Origin of the sequence: Mycobacterium sp. M26, from assembly GCF_001494595.1 — a bacterium.
GTDB lineage: Bacteria > Actinomycetota > Actinomycetes > Mycobacteriales > Mycobacteriaceae > Mycobacterium.
Genome location: NZ_LN929908.1, coordinates 455,770 through 475,086 on the forward strand (window position 1 = coordinate 455,770; position 19,317 = coordinate 475,086).

Consider the following 19,317-nt stretch of genomic DNA (forward strand, 5'->3'; position numbering starts at 1 on the left):
TTAAAAGCCCTGTACGCCAGTGGAACTCAGCGCGACCGCTTCCTGCAGACCGCGGGTAGCCAAGGCGTCGGCCAGTTCGTTGTCGCCGACACCCGAGTGACCCTTGACCCAGAACCACTCGACCTGGTGACGCGCGCAGGCGATCTGCAGCCGTTGCCACAGGTCGACGTTCTTCACGGGTTCCTTGGCTGCGGTGAGCCAGCCGTTGCGTTCCCAGCCGTGCACCCATTTGGTGATGCCGTTACGCACGTAGGTGCTGTCGGTGTAGAGGTGTACCGAGACCGTGCGGGTCAGGGCTTCCAACGCCATGATCGGCGCGGTCAGCTCCATCCGGTTGTTGCTCGTCTGCCCCGGCTCGCCGCCGCACATCTCCCGGACGTGCTCACGCATCCGCAGCACCGCACCCCATCCGCCCGGGCCGGGGTTGGGGCGGCAGCCGCCATCGGTGTGGATGACGACGATGTCGTCTTGCATGCTGGCGAGAATAGGCACCGGCGCCGGCGGGCCGCTCACCGACGCGCCGAGATCATCGCGGTGCGTACCGAGATCCCGAGGTCAGCGTGGCGCAGCGTGGTGATCCGGCGGCCGGGCTGGACGGCGTCCTTCACCGGCAGCGTCCGGTCGCCGAAGAACGCGGCCGTCGCCTCGATGTCGTCGACGACATAAGTGATGCCCCACAGGCTGGACGGACCGTCACCCGCGGTGTCCGGTGAGCCGACGACCTCGACGATCACCTCACCGAGCCGGAAGAAGATCTGCCGGATCGGCCGACCGCCCATCTCGGCGTCGCGTTCCCGCCGGGGCAGGACATCGATCGCGGCCAGCGCCGCGACCGTGCGAGCCAGGTCGGGGGTGAGCAGGACGACGTGGTCGATCCCGGTGACACCGTTGGCGTGCGTGGACGGTTCCGCGGGTGCCGCGTGCGCCGCGCTGGTCGGGATGCCGTCGATATCCCCACCCGCGATGTCGCTCAGCGACCAGCCGACGATGCCGGTCCCGTGCTCACGTCCGACGAGCCGCAGGCCAACACCGCCGACCCGGCACACGCCGTCGTCGTCCACGCTGAACCCGGCGCCCCGCCATGCCTCGGCTGGGTCGGCGATCTCGATCTCCTCGACGCTGACGGCCATGCTGACCATCATCGACTACGGGTCGTCGTCTTCGTCGTCGTGGGGGAGTAGGCGTTCGGGGTGGTGGTAGGTATTGGTGCCGCCGATGAGGGGGACATTCGGTGGTGGGATCCATTCGGTCTGCCCGTTGGGGAGTTTGCGGGTGTCCCAGCCGTCGTTCTCGGCGTGCAGGTTGTCGCGTTTGCAGGCCAGGGTGAGGTCGTCGATGTCGGTGTTGCCGCCGTCTTTCCAGTCTCGGGTGGCGTGGTGGACCTGGCAGTCGTAGCCGCGCACGGTGCATCCCGGGGCGGTACAGCCGCGGTCTTTGGCGAGCAGCATGATGCGTTGTTCGGCGGTGGCGAGGCGTTTGGTGCGTCCCAGCCACAACGACTTACCGGTGACCCCGTCGAAGATGGCCAGGTAGCTGTAGGACGGGACGGCCATGCGGATCAGATCGGTCATGGGGATCAGGGTGCCCCCGGCGGTGACGCCGTGGCCGGCGGCGGACTGCAGGTCTTGCAGGGTGGTGGTGACGATGACGGTGACCGGAAGTCCGTTGTGCTGGCCGAGTTTCGGATCGCCGAGCTGACGGCGGGCCAGCTCGGCGAGCGCGTCGTGCTGACGCTGGCCGAGTCCGCGGGTGTCGGGTTCGGTGTTGTCGGGTTGGCACTGTCCGGGGGCAGCGAGTTTGGCGAACAGGGCATCGAGCATTGCGCGCAGTTCGGGGGTGGCGGTGAGTTTCCCGACGCTCATCCCGTCGGCCTGTTGCCCGCCGCACCACACGAAGCCGCGTCGGCGGGCCCGGTCGACGTCGGAGAACACCCCGTCGGGGTTGAGTTGGGTGGCCAGTCGCGCGGCGACCTTCTCCAGTTGATCGGGGCGCAGGTTCTCGGCGTGCTCGGCCAGCGAGCGTTCTGCGCGGGCCCGTTCGTCGGCGGGAACGTGGTCGGGCAAGTCGCGGAAGAACTTCTGGATGACCCGGATGTGATCGGCGTCGAGAAGCCCGGCGTCCCAGGCTTTTGCGGTGGCCGGCAGCAGTGGTGCGAGTGGCTGGCCGGTGAGGGTGAGGCGGGGTGCGAGGTGTTCGGCGTCGCGGACGCGGCGTTTGGCCGCGGTGCGGCTGATGCGCAGAACATCGGCGAGCACGATCGGGATCGGCGGGCAGCCTTGGTAGGGCTCGAGGTGGGTGATCTGTTCGTGGGAGATCGCGACCTGGCGGCGTATCGCGGTTTCCAGCCGGTCCAGAACCGCGAAACGGTCGGGGGCGGGCAGTTCCTCGATATCGGCGGCGCCCAGCAATTCGACTGCTGCATCAAGCGCATCCAGCGCGGCGCCAATCGAACTCATGTTCGAAAGACTACGCTGACCCACCGACAAGAACGGCTCCGCACACCGACCTTGTGGACAAAGTCGGGACTGTGAATAACCTTCTAGCCCTGCAGGATCGGCCGCAGGGTCTCCAGCACCGTGGGGTCCTCGATGGTCGAGGGCATCGGCTCGTCCTTGCCGTGCGCGATGCCCCGCATCGTCTTGCGCAGGATCTTGCCGGACCGGGTCTTGGGCAGCGCCGGCACCACGTCGACCAACCGGAAGCAGGCCACCGCGCCGATCTCGTCACGCACCGAGGCCACCAGTTCCTCGGCCAGCCCGTCGGCGGACGCGCCAGCCTTGAGCACCACGAAACCGCGCGGCACCTGACCCTTGATCTCGTCGGCCACACCGATCACCGCGCACTCGGCCACCGCCGGATGCGAGGCCAGCACGGCCTCGATCGATCCCGTCGACAACCGGTGTCCCGCAACGTTGATCACGTCGTCGATCCGTCCCATCACGAACAGGTACCCGTCGTCGTCGATGAACCCGCCGTCGCCGGTGAGGTAGAAGCCCGGATGCTCGCACAGGTACGAGGCCTCGAACCGGGCATCGTCACCCCACAGCGTGGGCAGCGTGCCCGGCGGCAGTGGCAGGCTGATGCAGATCGCACCCTCCTCACCCGGCGCGCACGGCGAGCCGTCGACCTGAAGGATCTGCACGTCGTAGCCCGGCATCGGCACCGTCGGCGAACCCGCCTTCAGCGGAAGATGTTCCACGCCCATCGGATTGGCGGCGATGGCCCACCCGGTCTCGGTCTGCCACCAGTGATCGACCACCGGGATGCCCAGCTTCGCCGAGGCCCACGCGTAGGTGTCGGGATCCAGTCGCTCGCCGGCCTGGAACAGGTACTTCAACCCCGACAGGTCGTAGCGGCCGATGTGCGAACCCTCCGGATCCTCCTTGCGGATCGCCCGGATCGCCGTCGGCGCGGTGAACAGCGCCTTGACCCCGTACTCGGCAGCCACCCGCCAGAACGCGCCGGGATCCGGTGTGCCGATGGGCTTTCCCTCGTAGAGCACCGTCGTCGCCCCCGCCAGCAGCGGGCCGTACACGATGTAGGAATGCCCGACCACCCAGCCGACGTCGGAGGCCGCCCAGAACACATCGCCCGGATCGATGTCGTAGACGTTGCGCATGCTCCACAGCAGGGCCACTGCGTGTCCGCCGTTGTCGCGGACGATGCCCTTGGGCTTGCCGGTAGTGCCGGAGGTGTACAGCACATACAGCGGATCGGTGGCCGCCACCGGCACGGGATCCGCAGGCGTCGCAGAAGCCATCACCTCGGTCCAGTCCCGATCCCGGCCCTCGACGAGTTCGCAGCGCAACCGGTCGCGCTGCACGATCACGCAGGCGCCGGGCTGATGTGACGACAGCTCCAGGGCGTGATCGAGCATCGGCTTGTACTCGACGACGCGGGTCGGTTCGATCCCGCACGACGCCGACACGATCACCGTCGGCTGTGCGTCGTCGATGCGGGTGGCCAGTTCGTGGGCGGCGAACCCGCCGAACACCACGGAGTGCACCGCGCCCAGACGTGCGCAGGCGAGCATGGCGATCACCGCTTCGGGGATCATCGGCATGTAGAGGACCACGCGGTCACCCTTGCCCACCCCCAGCGAGCGCAGGGCGCCGGCGAAACGTGCTGTCTCATCGAGTAATTCGCGGTAGGTGAAGACCCGCTTGGTGCCGGTGATCGGGGAGTCGTAGATCAGCGCGGCTTGACCGGCACGACCCCCTGCGACGTGCCGGTCAAGCGCGTTGGCGCAGGTGTTGAGTTCTGCGTCCGGGAACCAGCGGTAGAACGGGGGATTGCTGTCGTCGAGAATCCGCTGCGGCTCGCGGGTCCACGTGACGGCTTGGGCGGCCTGCGCCCAGAACGCCGCCGGGTCGGCGAGGCTGGCCTCGAACAACTCGCGATATCCGCCCATCGCTGCTCCCTCCCGTCGTTGGGTGGTTGCACGGTAGCGCGGCGAGGTGGCGCAGGTCTCATCGGTGGCTCATTTGTCGCCGAACGCACCGAGTTCTGCGGTGAACGGCTCAGGCGAGCGCCGCGAGGTTGGACACCGAGCGGCGGACATCGGACTCCAGCAGCCGGGCCACGATCCGTCCGACCGGACCGCTGAGCAGCCCACCGGACAGGGTGGCCAGCAGCCGGAAACACGATCCGGGATCCTCGTCGAGCACCCGCATGGTGATCCCGATCCCGATGCCCCCGCCGCCGGCCCCGCGCAACTCGATGCAGTGCGGTTCGTCGTAACCCGTCACCCGCCAGTGGATGGTGTTGCGAAACCCCTTGACCTTGATCAGCGATGCCACCTCGGTGCCCGCGGCGATCTGAGCCGGGACCGGGCTGCGCCAGCCACCGAAGATCGTCATCCATTCGCCGAAGCGGTGCAGATCCGAGGCCAGCTCCCAGGCCCGTTGCGGGGAAACGTCGGAGGGGACGGAGACGTCCACTGTGGCCATGGCGGCGGGGATACCCCTGGCGGTGGAGGGTTAATCTGCACCGCATGGCTGCTGTGGAATTCACCGAACTCGATGACGGCATCGCAGGCGTCACCCTGAACCGGCCCGCCCTGCTCAACGCGATCGACGGTGCCCTGCTCGACGGTCTCGACGATGCCCTGGACAAACTCAGTTCGTGGAACTACCGGGTGGCCGTGCTGACCGGTGCCGGGCGTGGCTTCTGCGCCGGGGCCGATCTCAGCGGCACCGGTGAGCCGTGGACGCCACCGGCCGGCGCGCCGTTCAAGACCACCTATGACGCGCAGGTGCGGCTGGCCGACCAGATGACCCGGCTCTACGAGCTGCCCATCCCGGTGATCGCCGCGGTCAACGGGGTGGCCGTCGGCGGCGGTCTGGCCTACGCGCTGCACTGTGACATCCGGATCGCTTCGGAGAACGCCCGATTCGGGTCGGTGTTCATCAAGGCCGGCTTCTCCTCGATGGACATGGGCACCAGCTACCTGCTGCCCAGGATCGTCGGCGCCGGGGCCGCCCGGGAACTGATGCTGACCGGCCGCATCATCGACGCCGACGAGGCCTACCGCATCGGGCTGGTGCACGAGGTCGTGCCGCAGGACGCACTGGCCGACGCAGCTCTGGCGATGGCCCGAACCATCGCTGCCAACAACGCTTTTGGCGTGTGGCAGACCAAGACCGGGCTGAATGCCGCGCTGGATGCACCGAGCTTGCGGCACGCCAAGGAGATCGAGAACCGGACGCAGGTGCTGACCGGCTTCACCAAGAACCCGATGGAAGCCGCCCTGGCGCACCGCGAGAAGCGGGCTCCGAAGTGGGACCCGCTGTGATCGCTACGCCTTGGCGATGACGTTCTCGGCGAACCACTCCAGGTTGCGGATCTTGGCGTCCAGCGGCTCGGTGTCGGGACCCTTGATGTAGGGAATCCGGAAGCCGACGATCACGTCGGTGACGCCCTTGTCCTCCAGGCGCTTGACGCCGTCGACGGTGAACCCGTCGATCGAGATCACGTGGATCTGGAAGTCCTTGTCGGCGGTGCCCTCCTCCTCGCGGAACCGGTTGAGCTTGGCCAGCAGTTCGTCGAGATCCTCCTCGCCGCCGCCGTGCATCCAGCCGTCGTTGCGGGCCGCCCGGCGCAGGGCGGCGTCGGCGTGCCCGCCGATGAGGATCGGGATCGGCTCGGTGGGCGCCGGGGTCATCTTGGTCTTCGGGATGTCGTAGAACTCGCCGTGGTACTCGAAGTAGTCACCGGTGGTCAGGCCGCGGATGATGTCGATGCACTCGTCCATTCGCTTGCCGCGCTTGGCGAACGGCACGCCCATCAGTTCATAGTCCTCCGGCCACGGGCTGGTGCCCACCCCGAGTCCGACGCGGTTGCCGATCAGTGCGGCCAGCGAGCCGGCCTGCTTGGCCACCAGGGCCGGCGGGCGGATCGGCAGCTTCAGGACGAAGAAGTTGAACTTGAGGCGCTCGGTCACCGCGCCGAGTGCGGCCGTGATCACGAAGGTCTCGATGAACGACTTGCCGTCGAGAAATTCGCGGTTTCCGTCCGGGGTGTACGGATATTTGGAGTCCGACTCGAACGGGTAGGCGACACTGTCCGGAATCGTCATCGCGTCATAACCTGCGGCTTCGGCGGCCTTGGCCAACGGGATGTAGAAGGACGGGTCGGTCATCGCCTCGGCGTATGTGAATCGCATACCCGATAGTAGAACGTGTTCTAGTTATCGCGGGAAGATGCTCCCGGATCAGGTGTGCGCAGGGTACGCTCACCGCAGAGCTGAGAACAATGCTCAAAGCGTCCGCAGTCGACGGGCGTGTGCACCGCAACTTCGCCCCTGGCAGTTCGGTCGCCGAGGTTCTCATGCGACGACACTTCCAACAGACCTGCTGGGGCGGTGAGCGGTGTGCCGTCACAAGTCAGGAGCCACGATGACCGCAGTCCTCGAGTCGCCGCCGCACAGCAGTACGTGCACCACCGCCGACCCCGAGGCCGTCGCAGAGTTCATCGGCAGTGCGCATGGCATCCGCGGCCGTGTCGAGGGATTGCGCGGCGAGCGCCCGGTCACGCTGTCCCACGTCGTGATGGGTCCGGTCAGCCTGTGCACCGCGCGCATCCCGGGTGAACTGACCTTCGACGCCGACCCCGCGCCGTGCTTCGTGGTCACCCACCTCAAGTCCGGCACCATGCAACTCGGGTCCGACCCGCACGCCGACACCTGTGTGGCGGGCGACGTCGTGCTGGCCATCCGGCCCGGGCGGCCCTGCCGCGCCCATCTGGTCGACGCCGAGGTGTCGCTGACCGCGCTGACCCCGGCGGCGCTGGCCGACATCACCGGGGATCTGGACCGTGGGCCGGTCCGGTTCACCTCGGGGCGGCCGCGGTCGGCGGCGGCGGTCTCGCAATGGCAGACGGCCGTCGACTACGTCACCACCACGCTGGAGGACCGGGTCGGTGTCGGTGGCTCCGAAGTGGTGGTGGGCGGCGCGGTCCGGCTGCTGGCCGCCACCATGCTGCAGGTTTTTCCCAACACCTACGCCGACGCCGTCGACCACGCCGTCGACACCCTGGACACCTCACCGCCGCTGTTGCGCCGCGCCATCGAGTTCATGCACGCCAACTGCACCCGCGATATCGGGATGACCGATGTGGCCCGCGCCCTCAACGTCACGCCGCGGGCGGTCCAGTACATGTTCCGCCGGCATCTGGACATCAGCCCGATGACCTACCTGCGGCAGATCCGGTTGCGCCGCGCCCACCGCGATTTGATGGCGGGTGACCCGGCCCGCGACACTGTCGCAGCCATCGCCATCCGCTGGGGCTTCGCCCACACCGGCCGGTTCAGCCAGGCCTACCGCGCCGAGTTCGGCCAGTCACCCAGCGTGACGCTGCGCGGCTGACGCTATTCGCCGTCCTCGCCGGAGGACGACGTCAGCGGCACGTCACCCCAGACGGACTTCGCCCCGGAATCGCCGATCCGGTAGGTCTGCACGATCGCGCCGATGCCGGCGGCCAGCACCACCACCGCGACCACCACGTTGAGGGCGGTCGACACCGACTTACCGCGGCTGGTCCGCAGGTGCACCACCGCCAGCAGCACGGCCGCGATCAGCAGGCCGCCGGCGAAGAAGATCATCGTGTCGCCGAGTTCGGCATGAGTGTGCAGCAGGGGCGTGCGCTCCACCTGGTGCTCCAGGTACTCACCCGCCTCCGTGGTAATCGGGGTCAGCACCGCGACGATGCCGGCCAGGACCAGCACCAGCCACACCAGCCGGCCGCGGGCGGCGGGCCACACCGCGCACAGGATCGCCAGGATGGCGGTCAGTGGTGCGAGCACCACGATGAAGTGCACGAACAGCACATGCGCGGGAAGTCCGTTAAACGTTGACACGCGGCGGATACTACGCCCGGTAGGGGGATCATGAGAGCTGTGAAGGATGCGACGCGCTGGGCGCTGCTCGCGGTCACGCTCGCGGCGCTGGCCGCCGGCGGGGTGGCCTGGCTGCTGGGCGCGCACGCGGTCGCCGACGGCTGCTGGATCGCCGGCACGGTGGCCGCCCTGGGACCCGCGATCTGGTGGGTGATCGCCGCGCTGCGGGGCGGCCGCCTCGGGGTGGACATCCTGGCGGTGCTCTCGCTGGCCGGCGCGCTGGCGGTGGGGGAGTATCTGGCCGGGGCGCTGATCGGCGTCATGCTCGCGACGGGTCAGGCGCTGGATGCGGCCGCGGAGCGGCGGGCCACCAAAGACCTTCGCGCCCTTCTGGATCGGGTGCCGCGCACCGCGCGCCGCCGGGTCGGGGACGAAGTCGAGGTCGTCGGGCTGGACGCCATCGGGGTCGACGACATCGTGATCGTCGGCCCCGGCGAAGTGCTGCCCGTCGACGGCTTGGTGCTCTCGGAATCCGCGGTGCTCGACGAGTCCGCGCTCACCGGTGAGGCCGCCCACGTCCGCCGCGATCAGGGTGATGAGGTGCGCAGCGGCGTGGTCAACGCCGGCGGCGGACTGGAGATGCGCGCGACGGCCACCGCCGCCGACAGCACCTACGCCGGGATTGTCGCGTTGGCCAAACAGGCCGCCGCCGAGTCGGCGCCGGTGGTGCGGATCGCCGACCGGATCGCGGTGTGGTTCGTTCCGGCCGCACTGGCGGTGGCCGGTCTGGCTTGGCTGCTGAGCGGGACGGCCGAGCGCGCAGTGGCGGTGCTGGTGGTCGCCACCCCGTGTCCGCTGCTGCTGGCTGCGCCGGTCGCCATCGTGTCCGGGCTGTCCCGAACCTCGCGGATCGGCGTACTGGTTCGCGGCGGCGGAGCCCTCGAAACCCTCGGCAGGGCAAGCACTCTGGTGCTCGACAAGACCGGGACGCTGACCTCGGGGCGCCCGCGCGGCACCGATATCGCGGTGGCCCCGGGCTGGACCGTCGACGGCGTTCTCGGGCTGGCGGCCTCCGCCGACCAGCTGTCGCCGCACATCCTGGCCGCCGCGATCGTGGCCGAAGCCCGGCTGCGCGGGGTGCCGCTGAGCGTGCCCACGGCAGTCAGCGAGCAGGCCGGGACCGGTGTCGCGGCCGTCGTCGACGGCCGACGCGTCGTCGTCGGCAACCTCGACCTCGACGACGACCTGCCGGACTGGGCTGCCGGGGTGCTGTCCCGGGCGTCGCTGGACGCCGCCGTCGTTGCCTGGGTCCAAGTCGACGACGAACTGGCCGGTGCGATCCTGCTGACCGATCCGCTGCGGCCCGATGCACCGCGCACCCTGCGCCGGCTGCGCTCGGCGGGCATGACCCGGCTGGTGATGCTCACCGGGGACCGGCCGGCACCGGCCCGCCAGATCGGCACCGTGTTGGGTCTCGACGAGGTCGCCGCCCAGCAGACCCCGGCCGACAAGGTGGCCAGGGTGCGCGCCGAGCGGGAGAAGGCCGTCACCGCGATGGTGGGCGACGGCGTCAACGACGCCCCCGCGCTGGCCGCCGCCGACGTCGGTATCGCGATGGGCGCCCGCGGATCGACCGCCAGTTCGGAGGCCGCCGACATCGTTTTGACCGCCGACCGGCTGGACCGGCTGGCCGACGCCAAGCTGATCGCCCGGCGATCCCGGCGCATCGCCGTGCAGAGCGCCGGGGTGGGCATGGGACTGTCGTTGGTCGCGATGGGGTTCGCGGCTTTCGGGTGGCTGCCGCCGGCGGCCGGCGCGCTGCTGCAAGAGGGGATCGACCTGGCCGTGATCCTTAACGCACTGCGGGCCCTGCGTGGCGACCACACCGGGCCGCCGCCACTGAGTCACGACGCCGAACAGCTGGTGGCCCGGTTCTCCGCCGAACACGACCGGATGCGCGACGACCTGTCGGTGCTGCGCGATGCCGCCCACCAGATCGGCGCGGGCGACCCGGCAGCCCTGGACTCGCTGCGCGCCGCCGACACCTTCCTGCAGGACACCCTGCTGCCGCACGAAGACGCCGAGGACAGCGCGCTGTACCCGGAGCTGGCCCAGCCGCTGGGCAGTCCCGAAGCGACCGCGACCATGAGCCGCATGCACGCCGAAATCCACCGGCTTTCCGAGCGATTGCACACCCACCGCGAAGTCGCTGACGAGAACGGCGGCGTGCGGCCCGAGCAGGCCGACGATCTGCTGGCCTGCCTGTACGGGCTGTACGCGCTGCTGTGTCTGCACTTCGTCCAGGAAGAGGAGAACTTCTTCGTGCTGGCGCCCACCTTCCTGAACACCGCATGACGCAACGCTTTTCGCGGATCTGGCTGACCCGTAATGTGCGGGTGCTCTCGGCGGTGTCCTTTCTGCAGGACGCCGCCAGCGAGCTGCTCTACCCGCTGCTGCCGATCTATCTGACGACCGTGCTGGGCGCGCCGCCGTCGGTGGTGGGCGCCATCGAGGGTGCCGCCGAGGGCGCGGCCTCGATGACCAAACTCGCGGTCGGGCCGCTGGGTGACCGATTCGCCAAACGTCCGCTGATCGCCACCGGATACGGCATGGCCGCGCTGGGCAAGGTGATCATCGCGATCGCCGTGGCCTGGCCGGGAGTCCTGGCGGGGCGGGTGGTCGACCGGCTCGGCAAAGGTATCCGCGGGGTGCCGCGCGACGCGCTGCTCGTCGAGGGGATCGATAACTCGTTGCGGGGCAAGGTGTTCGGATTCCATCGCACGATGGACACCCTCGGTGCGGTGGTCGGCCCGCTGATCGGCCTGGCCGGATACGAACTGCTGGATCACCGCATTCCGCCGTTGCTCTACGTGGCGATCGTGCCCGCGGTGCTGTCGGTGCTGCTGATCGTCCTGGTGCGCGAACAGCGCCGCACCGGTCCGCGTCCGCCGCGCCAGCCGATCTTTGCCGGACTGCGTGAGCTACCCGGCCGGTACTGGCGGGTGACCGCCATCGTGGTGGGCTTCGGCGTCGTCAACTTTCCCGATGCGCTGTTGTTGTTGCGGCTCAACGAGATCGGCTTCGGCGTGGTCGGGGTGATTCTGGCCTACGTCGGCTACAACCTGGTCTATGCGCTGGCCAGTTTTCCGGCCGGGGCGCTGTCCGACCGGCTGCCGCGCTCGGCGGTGTTCGGCGTCGGGCTGGTGTTCTTCGCGATCGGCTACATCGGTCTGGGGCTGACCACGGATCACCTGACGGCCTGGCTGCTGATCGCCGCCTACGGATTGTTCACGGCATGCACCGACGGCGTGGGCAAGGCATGGATTTCTGCGCTGGTGCCCGACGACCGGCAGGCCAGCGCGCAGGGGGTGTTCCAGGGTGCCAGCGGGCTGGCGATCCTGGCGGCGGGCATATGGGCCGGCCTGCTGTGGGGTGCCGACGGGCAGCTGCCGCTGCTGGTGTCCGGCGTCGTCGGTGGGGTGTTCGCGGCCGCACTCCTGCTGCCGTGGCTGATCCGTCGCACTGGTTAGGCTCTGCGGTCATGCGTCGCATCCACGTCATCGGCATCGGCGCCGGCGATCCCGACTATGTGACGGCGCAGGCGGTGCGGGCGCTCAACGACACCGAGGTGTTCTTCGCGATGGACAAGGGCGAGGCCAAGAGCGACCTCGTCGAGTTGCGCCGCGAGATCTGCCGCCGCTTCATCACCCGGCCGGGATACCGGTTCGTCGAACTCCCCGATCCCAAGCGGGCCGCCGACGGTGACTACACCCAGGCCGTCGCCGACTGGCACACCGCGCGGGCCCGGATGTGGGCCAAGGCCATCGAGACCGAACTCGGGCCCGACGGTGTCGGAGCATTCCTGGCCTGGGGGGATGCCTCGCTGTACGACAGCACCCTGCGCATCCTCGAGCAGGTGGCCGGCCATGTGGAGTTCGAATTCGACGTGATCCCGGGGATCACCGCTGTGCAGGCGTTGACAGCCCGGCACCGGATCCCGCTCAACGACGTCGGCGAACCGGTTCTGATCACCACCGGACGCCAGCTGCGCGGCAGCGGCCTGACCGGGTCGGCCGTGGTGATGCTCGACGGCGAGTGCTCGTTTCTGGGCTGCCCGCCGCAGACCCGGATCTGGTGGGGCGCCTACCTGGGGACGCCCGACGAGATCCTGGTGGCCGGCACGGTCGGCGAGGTTGGCGACCACATCGCCGCGGTGCGCGCCGAGGCGCGCGCCCGGCATGGCTGGATCATGGACATCTACCTGCTGCGCCCCTGACAGACAGCGCCCCGCCCCTTTCGCCCACACCGACAAACGGGCGCGAAAGGTCGAGTGGATCGCACCAAAACGTCGATCTCGACGCCGGGCGGCGCGAGCATGGGAGGATCACACCCATGGGGTCATTTCTCCTGCGCGCCGCCGTCACCGGGCTGGCGCTGTGGGTCGTCACGCTCATCGTGCCGGGCATCAACTTCGTCGGCGGCGATACCACCCTGCAACGGGTGGGCATCGTCCTGGTCGTCGCGGTGATCTTCGGCCTCGTCAACGCGATCATCAAGCCGATCGTGCAGATCGTGTCGATCCCGCTCTACATCCTCACCCTCGGCCTGATCCACGTCGTGATCAACGCCCTGATGCTGTGGATCACCGCCTGGATCACCGAGAACACCACGCACTGGGGACTGCAGATCAACCAGTTCTGGTGGACGGCCATCTGGGCGGCGATCGTGCTGTCGATCGTCGGCTGGCTGTTCTCCCTGCCGCTGCGCAGCGCCGACCGGGTCTAGCGCACAGTCGCTAGCCTGGAGCCATGCCCGAACTGCCCGAAGTCGAGGCGTTGGCCGACCACCTGCGCCGCCATGCGGCGGGTGCGACCATCGGTCGCGTCGACGTCGGCGCCCTCTCGGTGCTCAAGACGTTCGACCCGCCGCCCACCGCGCTGCACGGCCAGGCCGTCACCGGAGCGCACCGCTGGGGCAAATACCTCGGGCTGCAGGCCGGCGAGCTGTACCTGATCACCCACCTGTCGCGAGCCGGCTGGCTGCGCTGGTCGGACAAGCTGGCCCCCGCACCGCTCAAGCCCGGCAAGGGTCCGATCGCGCTGCGGGTGCATCTCGGAACACCCGGCGAGGCACCGGGTTTCGACCTCACCGAGGCCGGCACGCAGAAGCGGCTGGCGGTCTGGATCGTGCGAGACCCGGCTGAGGTACCCGGTATCGCGACGCTGGGCCCTGACGCGCTGGAACTCACCGGCGACGCGCTCGGCGAGGTGCTGGCCGGGCAGTCCGGCCGGATCAAGACGGTGATCACCGACCAGAAGGTCATCGCCGGGATCGGCAATGCCTACAGCGACGAGATCCTGCACGTCGCCAAGTTGTCGCCGTTCGCAACGGCCAACAAACTCACCGAGGCCCAGGTGTCGGTACTGCACGACGCCATGATCACGGTGCTGACCGACGCGGTGCAGCGGTCGGTGGGCCAGCAGGCCGCCACCCTCAAGGGGGAGAAGCGATCCGGTCTGCGAGTGCATGCCCGCACCGGTCTGCCCTGCCCCGTCTGCGGGGATACGGTGCGGGAAGTGTCGTTCGCGGACAAGTCTTTTCAGTACTGCCCGACGTGTCAGACCGGCGGCAAGGTGCTGGCCGACCGGCGGTTGTCACGGTTGCTGAAGTAGTCGTTAAGCTGCCGACATGACCCGGCAGAACATCCTCATCACCGGCGCGAGTTCCGGCCTCGGCGCGGGCATGGCCCGCCAGTTCGCCGCCAAGGGACGTGACCTGGCGCTGTGCGCGCGGCGCGTCGACCGGCTCGATGAACTCAAGGCCGAACTCACCTCGCGGCACCCGAACATCACCGTCGCGGTCGCCGCCCTCGACGTCAACGACCACGAGCAGGTGCCCAAGGTGTTCGCCGACCTGGCCGAGCAACTCGGCGGGCTGGACCGCGTCATCGTGAACGCCGGGATCGGCAAGGGGGCGCCGCTCGGGTCGGGCAAGTTGTGGGCCAACAAGTCCACCATCGAGACCAACCTCGTGTCTGCCCTCGTGCAGACCGAGACCGCGCTGGAGATGTTCAGAGCTTCCGGCTCGGGGCACCTGGTGCTGATCTCCAGCGTGCTGGGCAACAAGGGCGTGCCCGGGGTGAAGGCGGCCTACTGCGCCTCCAAGGCCGGGGTGTCCTCGCTCGGTGAGTCCCTGCGCGCCGAGTACCCGTCGGGCCCCATCAGAGTCACCGTCATCGAGCCCGGCTACATCGAGTCGGAGATGACGGCCAAGTCGAATACGACGATGCTGATGGTCGACAACGAAACCGGGGTGCGCCAGATCGTCAAGGCCATCGAACGCGAGACCGGCCGCGCGATCGTCCCGAGCTGGCCGTGGGTGCCGCTGGTCAGCCTGCTCAAGCTGCTGCCGCCGCGGTTCACCAAGCCGTTCGCCTGATCTGGGCCGCCGACAGTAACCTCACGGCGGTCTGGAGGGCGATTTTCCGCCGTGAGGTTACTGTCGGCGACATCGCGGAAAATTGCCAAACCTGCGTACCAGGGCCGGCGGCGGTCCTAGTATCCGCAGATGAAGGTCAACATTGCACGAATGGCGACGGCCGCTGGGGCGTTCGCTGGCTGCGCGGTGGCCGCGGTCGCGATCGGATCCGGCCCGGCCCATGCCTACACCTACGGGCCGTTCCAGTGGTGTCCCGGCGCCCCGCTGCCCAACGACCCGCCCCGCCCGGACGGTCAGCTGAACTGGGATATGAGCGTCTGCCACACCTACTATACACCTCCGGGCCGTTCCAGTGGTGTCCCGGCGCCCCGCTGCCCAACGACCCGCCCCGCCCGGACGGTCAGCTGAACTGGGATATGAGCGTCTGCCACACCTACTACTACGACTGGGATGTGTTCACCCACTCGGCGGCGAACTACTGGGAAGGGCCCAACCAGTTCCCGACCCCGATCCCCGCGCCGGCCGGTCCGCCGCCGGGCACCCCGTTCTGCAGTCCGCGCGGCTCGCTGATCATCATCCCGCCGATCTGCGATGAGATCGGCGTCGACTGGCCGCCCGGCAGTCTGAACGGCTAACGAACCCGGCTAGCGAACCCGGCCCTGCCTGATGGCCGGGCCTCGCTTCGCCTGGCGGCTTAGCGAACCCGGCCGCGTTCCTCGCGGTAGCGGCGCACCAGCTCGTCGGTCGAGCTGTCGGTCTGCTCCACCGGGGAACCGTCGCTGGTAATGACTCCGAGCAGTGCCTTCGCCTGGGTCTTGCCCAGTTCGACACCCCACTGGTCGAACGAGTCGATCCCCCAGATCACGCCCTCGGTGAACACCTGATGCTCGTAGAGCGCGATCAGCTGGCCCACCACCGACGGCGTCAGCCGCCGGGCCAGGATCGACGTCGACGGCCGGTTGCCCGGCATCACCTTGTGCGGCACCACATTCGGCGCAGTGCCTTCGGCCGCGATCTCCTCGGCGGTCTTGCCGAAGGCCAGCACCTGGGTCTGGGCGAAGAAGTTGCTCATCAGCAGGTCGTGCATGCTGCCCGTGCCGTCGGCGGTCGGCAGGTCGTCGGTGGGCTCGCTGAATCCGATGAAGTCGGCAGGCACCAGGCGGGTGCCCTGGTGCAGCAGTTGATAGAACGCGTGCTGGCCGTTGGTTCCCGGCTCACCCCAGAAGATTTCGCCGGTCGAGGTCGTCACCGGAGTGCCGTCGGCCTGCACCGACTTGCCGTTGGACTCCATCGTCAGCTGCTGCAGGTAGGCCGCGAACCGTGACAGGTCATTCGAATACGGCAGCACCGCACGGGTTTCCGCGCCGAAGAAGTCCGAGTACCACAGGCCGATCAAGCCCAGCAGCGCCGGTGCATTCTGCTCCAGCGGTGCGGTGGCGAAATGCCGGTCCACGACGTGGAATCCGGACAGGAAATCGGCGAACGCCTCCTTGCCGATCACCGCCATCACCGACAGGCCGATTGCGGAGTCCACCGAGTACCGGCCGCCCACCCAGTCCCAGAAGCCGAACATGTTGGCGGTGTCGATGCCGAACTCGTCGACCAGTTTGGCGTTCGTCGACACCGCGACGAAGTGCTTGGACACCGCGTCATCGCCCAGTGCATCCGTGAGCCAGCGCCGCGCGGCGGTGGCGTTGGTCAGCGTCTCCAGCGTCGAGAACGTCTTGGAAGCGATGATGAAAAGCGTTGTGGCAGGGTCGAGTCCGTCGAGCTTGGCCACCAGGTCGGCGGGGTCGACGTTGGAGACGAACCGCGCCGAGATGCCCGCATCGGCGTAGTGTCGCAGTGCCTGGTACACCATCACCGGGCCCAGGTCCGAGCCGCCGATACCGATGTTGACCACCGTGGTGATCCGCTTGCCGGTGGCACCCGTCCACTCGCCGTTGCGTAGCCGATCGGTGAACGCACCCATGGCGTCGAGCACCTCGTGCACGTCGGCCACCACGTTCTGGCCGTCGACCACCAGTGCCGCGTCACGGGGCAACCGCAGTGCCGTGTGCAGCACTGCCCGGTCCTCGGAGGTGTTGATGTGCACCCCCGACAGCATCGCGTCGCGGCGCTCCTCGAGCTTGGCCGCACGGGCCAGATCGACCAGCAGATCCAGCGTCTCGCGGGTCACCCGGTGCTTGCTGTAGTCGATGTAGAGGTCCCCGACGGTCATGGTCAGCTCACGGCCGCGGTCGGGATCATCGGCGAAGAACTCACGAAGATGTTTGCCGGCGATCTCGTCGTGGTGACGACGCAGCGCGTTCCATTGCGGGGTGGCGGAAATGTCGGCGGTCATTCCAAGAACCCTAATGCGGGGAAGTGTCCTGGGGAGGGGATGATGGAGCCTATGAGCTCTCCAGACATTGAACGGCTGTTGGCGTCGGTCCCCACCGGATTGTGGATCGGCGGACAGGAGCGGGAAGCCTCGTCGACCTATGACGTGCTCGACCCGTCCAACGACGAGGTGCTGACGAAGGTGGCCAATGCCACCGCCGAGGACGCGATCGCCGCGCTCGACGCGGCCTGTGCGGTGCAGGCCGAGTGGGCCGCGACCCCGCCGCGCGAGCGCGGCGAGATCCTGCGTGCGGTGTTCGAAACGATCATCGAGCGCACCGACGAGATCGCCACCCTGATGACCCTCGAGATGGGCAAGGTGTTCGCCGAGAGCCAGGGTGAGGTGAAGTACGGCGCGGAGTTCTTCCGCTGGTTCGCCGAGGAGGCGGTCCGTATCGGCGGCCGCTACACCCAGGCCCCGGCCGGCACCGGCCGCATCATCGTGACCAAGGCGCCCGTCGGCCCCTGCTACGCCATCACGCCGTGGAACTTTCCGCTGGCGATGGGCACCCGCAAGATCGGTCCGGCCCTGGCCGCGGGCTGCACCATGATCGTCAAGCCGGCCCAGGAGACGCCGCTGAGCATGCTGCTGCTGGCCAAGCTGATCGACGAGGCCGGGCTGCCCAAGGGTGTGCTCTCGGTGCTGCCGACCAACCAGCCGCGTGAGGTCACCACCGCGCTGATCGACGACGGCCGGCTGCGCAAGCTCACCTTCACCGGCTCGACCGGGGTGGGTAAGGCACTGGTGAAGCAGTCCGCGGACGCGCTGCTGCGCACCTCGATGGAGCTCGGCGGCAACGCCCCGTTCGTGGTGTTTGACGACGCCGACGTCGACGCCGCCGTCGAGGGCGCGATGCTGGCCAAGATGCGCAACGGCGGCGAGGCCTGCACCGCTGCCAACCGGCTGCACGTCTCCAACGCGGTGATCGACGAGTTCACCGACAAGTTCGTCAAGCGGATGGGCGAGGTGAACCTGGGCAACGGGCTGGATCCCACGGCCAAGCTCGGCCCGCTGGTCAACGCCAAGCAGGTCAGCTCGGTTCAGGAACTGGTCGACGACGCCGTGGAGAAGGGCGCCACCGTGGCCCTCGGCGGCCAGGCCCCCGGCGGCCCCGGCTGCTTCTACCCGGCCACCGTGCTGACCGACGTCCCGGCCGACGCCCGCATCCTCAAGGAAGAGGTCTTCGGACCGGTCGCCCCGATCATCGGGTTCGACACCGAGGAAGAGGGCATCGCCGCCGCCAACGACACCGAGTACGGCCTGGCGTCCTACATCTATACCGAGTCGCTGGACCGGGCGCTGCGGGTGGCCGAATCGCTGGAGTCGGGCATGGTCGGCGTCAACCGTGGTGTCATCTCCGACCCGGCCGCGCCGTTCGGCGGGGTCAAGGAGTCCGGTTTCGGCCGCGAGGGCGGCTACGAGGGCATCGAGGAATACCTCGACACCAAGTACATCGCGCTGACCAAATAGTGGCGTACCCCACGCTTGCGATCGCAGGCGTGGGGTATCCAGGCGCTCATGAAGACCACTGATGTCGCCGAGCGCCGTGCCCTACCTGAGCTGGTGGTCGCCCAGATCGGCGGCGCTGTGGGTGGGCTGATGCTGGCCCTCGATCAGCTGCTTCCGCCGGCATCGCGGCGCCACAAGATCGTGGACCGGGATCTGACGCGCTGCTGAGGGCTAGTGCCCGAGCCGGCTGTGTCCGATGGCCGGCCTCAGTGCCCGAGCCGGCCGCGGCCCATCCGCAGCAGCAGCATCGCCAGGTCCTTGCCATCGGGACCCAGCTCGCCGTAGCGCTCGATCACCTTCATCTCGCGGCTGTGCACCAGCCGGGTGCCGCCGGAGGCCATCCGGGCGCGGCCGATTTCCTGCGAGACCTCTTTGCGGCGTTTGACCGCAGCCAGAATCTCGGCGTCGAGGCGGTCGATCTCCTGGCGCAACGCGTCGATATCAGACATCTGCTCGGCTTCTACGGTCATGGCTCTGTTCTCCTCGTGTGTGCTGGGGTCTCATCGCGGTCCGGACCTCACACAAGAGACGAGCCCCGGATCCGGATGCGGACCGCGGGGCTCTCGGGTTCGAGCAGCTATGCCTCCACGGGTACCGCGATCCGGTACCCGTAGAAAAATCGCTGCGGTGCAGTAAGCACAAAATGAGTGTG

General features: G+C 68.5%; 19 protein-coding genes and 3 pseudogenes. 13 read left to right on the top strand and 9 right to left on the bottom strand.

What is annotated here, in order from left to right; translation table 11 throughout:
- From rnhA to BN3385_RS11700, 5 genes and pseudogenes are all read right to left on the bottom strand, one after another.
- Entirely contained in the window at positions 1-474 is a 474-nt protein-coding gene (gene rnhA, locus BN3385_RS11680) for a ribonuclease HI (RefSeq protein WP_059021831.1), read from the bottom strand.
- A 35-nt stretch (positions 475-509) separates the two neighbouring features.
- The gene (locus BN3385_RS11685; protein WP_059021834.1) at positions 510-1,130 is read right to left on the bottom strand and encodes a VOC family protein; all 621 of its coding nucleotides are present in this window, start codon (positions 1,128-1,130) and stop codon (positions 510-512) included.
- A 15-nt stretch (positions 1,131-1,145) separates the two neighbouring features.
- A complete protein-coding gene (locus BN3385_RS11690) occupies positions 1,146-2,456 on the bottom strand; it encodes an HNH endonuclease signature motif containing protein (RefSeq protein ID WP_059016939.1) in 1,311 nt (436 codons plus the stop codon).
- An 83-nt stretch (positions 2,457-2,539) separates the two neighbouring features.
- Positions 2,540-4,420 (bottom strand): annotated as a pseudogene (locus tag BN3385_RS11695) (propionyl-CoA synthetase); the annotation flags it as partial.
- A 100-nt stretch (positions 4,421-4,520) separates the two neighbouring features.
- Entirely contained in the window at positions 4,521-4,949 is a 429-nt protein-coding gene (locus tag BN3385_RS11700; protein WP_059016941.1) for a type II toxin-antitoxin system Rv0910 family toxin, read from the bottom strand.
- Positions 4,950-4,993: 44 nt separating this feature from the next.
- Between BN3385_RS11700 and BN3385_RS11705 the strand changes: the two genes are divergently transcribed.
- Positions 4,994-5,794, top strand: a complete 801-nt coding sequence (locus BN3385_RS11705) for an enoyl-CoA hydratase/isomerase family protein (RefSeq protein ID WP_059016942.1) — start codon at positions 4,994-4,996, stop codon at positions 5,792-5,794.
- Positions 5,795-5,797: 3 nt separating this feature from the next.
- Here the strand turns inward: BN3385_RS11705 and BN3385_RS11710 are convergent, their stop codons facing one another.
- The gene (locus BN3385_RS11710; RefSeq protein WP_059016943.1) at positions 5,798-6,664 is read right to left on the bottom strand and encodes a TIGR03619 family F420-dependent LLM class oxidoreductase; all 867 of its coding nucleotides are present in this window, start codon (positions 6,662-6,664) and stop codon (positions 5,798-5,800) included.
- A gap of 232 nt (positions 6,665-6,896) precedes the next feature.
- Between BN3385_RS11710 and BN3385_RS11715 the strand changes: the two genes are divergently transcribed.
- Positions 6,897-7,865 carry a helix-turn-helix transcriptional regulator gene (locus tag BN3385_RS11715; protein ID WP_059016944.1) on the top strand — a complete coding sequence of 323 codons (969 nt, stop codon included), beginning with the start codon at positions 6,897-6,899 and terminating at the stop codon, positions 7,863-7,865.
- Positions 7,866-7,867: 2 nt separating this feature from the next.
- Here the strand turns inward: BN3385_RS11715 and BN3385_RS11720 are convergent, their stop codons facing one another.
- A complete protein-coding gene (locus BN3385_RS11720; protein WP_059016945.1) occupies positions 7,868-8,356 on the bottom strand; it encodes a DUF2231 domain-containing protein in 489 nt (162 codons plus the stop codon).
- Between the two features lie 30 nt (positions 8,357-8,386).
- Between BN3385_RS11720 and BN3385_RS11725 the strand changes: the two genes are divergently transcribed.
- From BN3385_RS11725 to BN3385_RS11755, 9 genes and pseudogenes are all read left to right on the top strand, one after another.
- A complete protein-coding gene (locus tag BN3385_RS11725) occupies positions 8,387-10,690 on the top strand; it encodes a heavy metal translocating P-type ATPase (RefSeq protein ID WP_059016946.1) in 2,304 nt (767 codons plus the stop codon).
- A complete protein-coding gene (locus tag BN3385_RS11730; RefSeq protein WP_059016947.1) occupies positions 10,687-11,865 on the top strand; it encodes an MFS transporter in 1,179 nt (392 codons plus the stop codon). Before BN3385_RS11725 ends, BN3385_RS11730 begins: the two co-directional genes overlap by 4 nt.
- 11 nt (positions 11,866-11,876) lie before the next feature.
- On the top strand, positions 11,877-12,611 hold the full coding sequence (cobF, locus tag BN3385_RS11735; RefSeq protein WP_059016948.1) for a precorrin-6A synthase (deacetylating): 735 nt from the start codon (positions 11,877-11,879) through the stop codon (positions 12,609-12,611).
- A gap of 116 nt (positions 12,612-12,727) precedes the next feature.
- Positions 12,728-13,120 (top strand): phage holin family protein, encoded by a 393-nt coding sequence (locus BN3385_RS11740; RefSeq protein WP_059016949.1) that lies wholly within the window; start codon positions 12,728-12,730, stop codon positions 13,118-13,120.
- Positions 13,121-13,143: 23 nt separating this feature from the next.
- Positions 13,144-13,389 (top strand): annotated as a pseudogene (locus BN3385_RS28915) (DNA-formamidopyrimidine glycosylase family protein); the annotation flags it as partial.
- Positions 13,390-13,548: 159 nt separating this feature from the next.
- Entirely contained in the window at positions 13,549-14,007 is a 459-nt protein-coding gene (locus BN3385_RS28920; RefSeq protein WP_231748842.1) for a zinc finger domain-containing protein, read from the top strand.
- 16 nt (positions 14,008-14,023) lie between these two features.
- Entirely contained in the window at positions 14,024-14,773 is a 750-nt protein-coding gene (locus tag BN3385_RS11750; protein WP_059016951.1) for an SDR family oxidoreductase, read from the top strand.
- Positions 14,774-14,902: 129 nt separating this feature from the next.
- Positions 14,903-15,181 (top strand): hypothetical protein, encoded by a 279-nt coding sequence (locus BN3385_RS28120; protein WP_156432726.1) that lies wholly within the window; start codon positions 14,903-14,905, stop codon positions 15,179-15,181.
- A gap of 8 nt (positions 15,182-15,189) precedes the next feature.
- The gene (locus BN3385_RS11755; RefSeq protein WP_059016952.1) at positions 15,190-15,408 is read left to right on the top strand and encodes a hypothetical protein; all 219 of its coding nucleotides are present in this window, start codon (positions 15,190-15,192) and stop codon (positions 15,406-15,408) included.
- 59 nt (positions 15,409-15,467) lie between these two features.
- Here BN3385_RS11755 and pgi read toward each other — a convergent pair whose 3' ends face one another.
- The gene (gene pgi, locus BN3385_RS11760) at positions 15,468-17,117 is read right to left on the bottom strand and encodes a glucose-6-phosphate isomerase (RefSeq protein WP_059016953.1); all 1,650 of its coding nucleotides are present in this window, start codon (positions 17,115-17,117) and stop codon (positions 15,468-15,470) included.
- Positions 17,118-17,168: 51 nt separating this feature from the next.
- Between pgi and BN3385_RS11765 the strand changes: the two genes are divergently transcribed.
- A complete protein-coding gene (locus BN3385_RS11765) occupies positions 17,169-18,626 on the top strand; it encodes an NAD-dependent succinate-semialdehyde dehydrogenase (protein ID WP_059016954.1) in 1,458 nt (485 codons plus the stop codon).
- 48 nt (positions 18,627-18,674) lie between these two features.
- The gene (locus BN3385_RS28125) at positions 18,675-18,833 is read left to right on the top strand and encodes a hypothetical protein (protein WP_156432727.1); all 159 of its coding nucleotides are present in this window, start codon (positions 18,675-18,677) and stop codon (positions 18,831-18,833) included.
- Between the two features lie 38 nt (positions 18,834-18,871).
- On the opposite strand, the pseudogene BN3385_RS11770 reads toward BN3385_RS28125, so the two are convergent.
- Positions 18,872-19,153 (bottom strand): annotated as a pseudogene (locus tag BN3385_RS11770) (chorismate mutase); the annotation flags it as partial.
- Positions 19,154-19,317 lie beyond the last annotated feature (164 nt).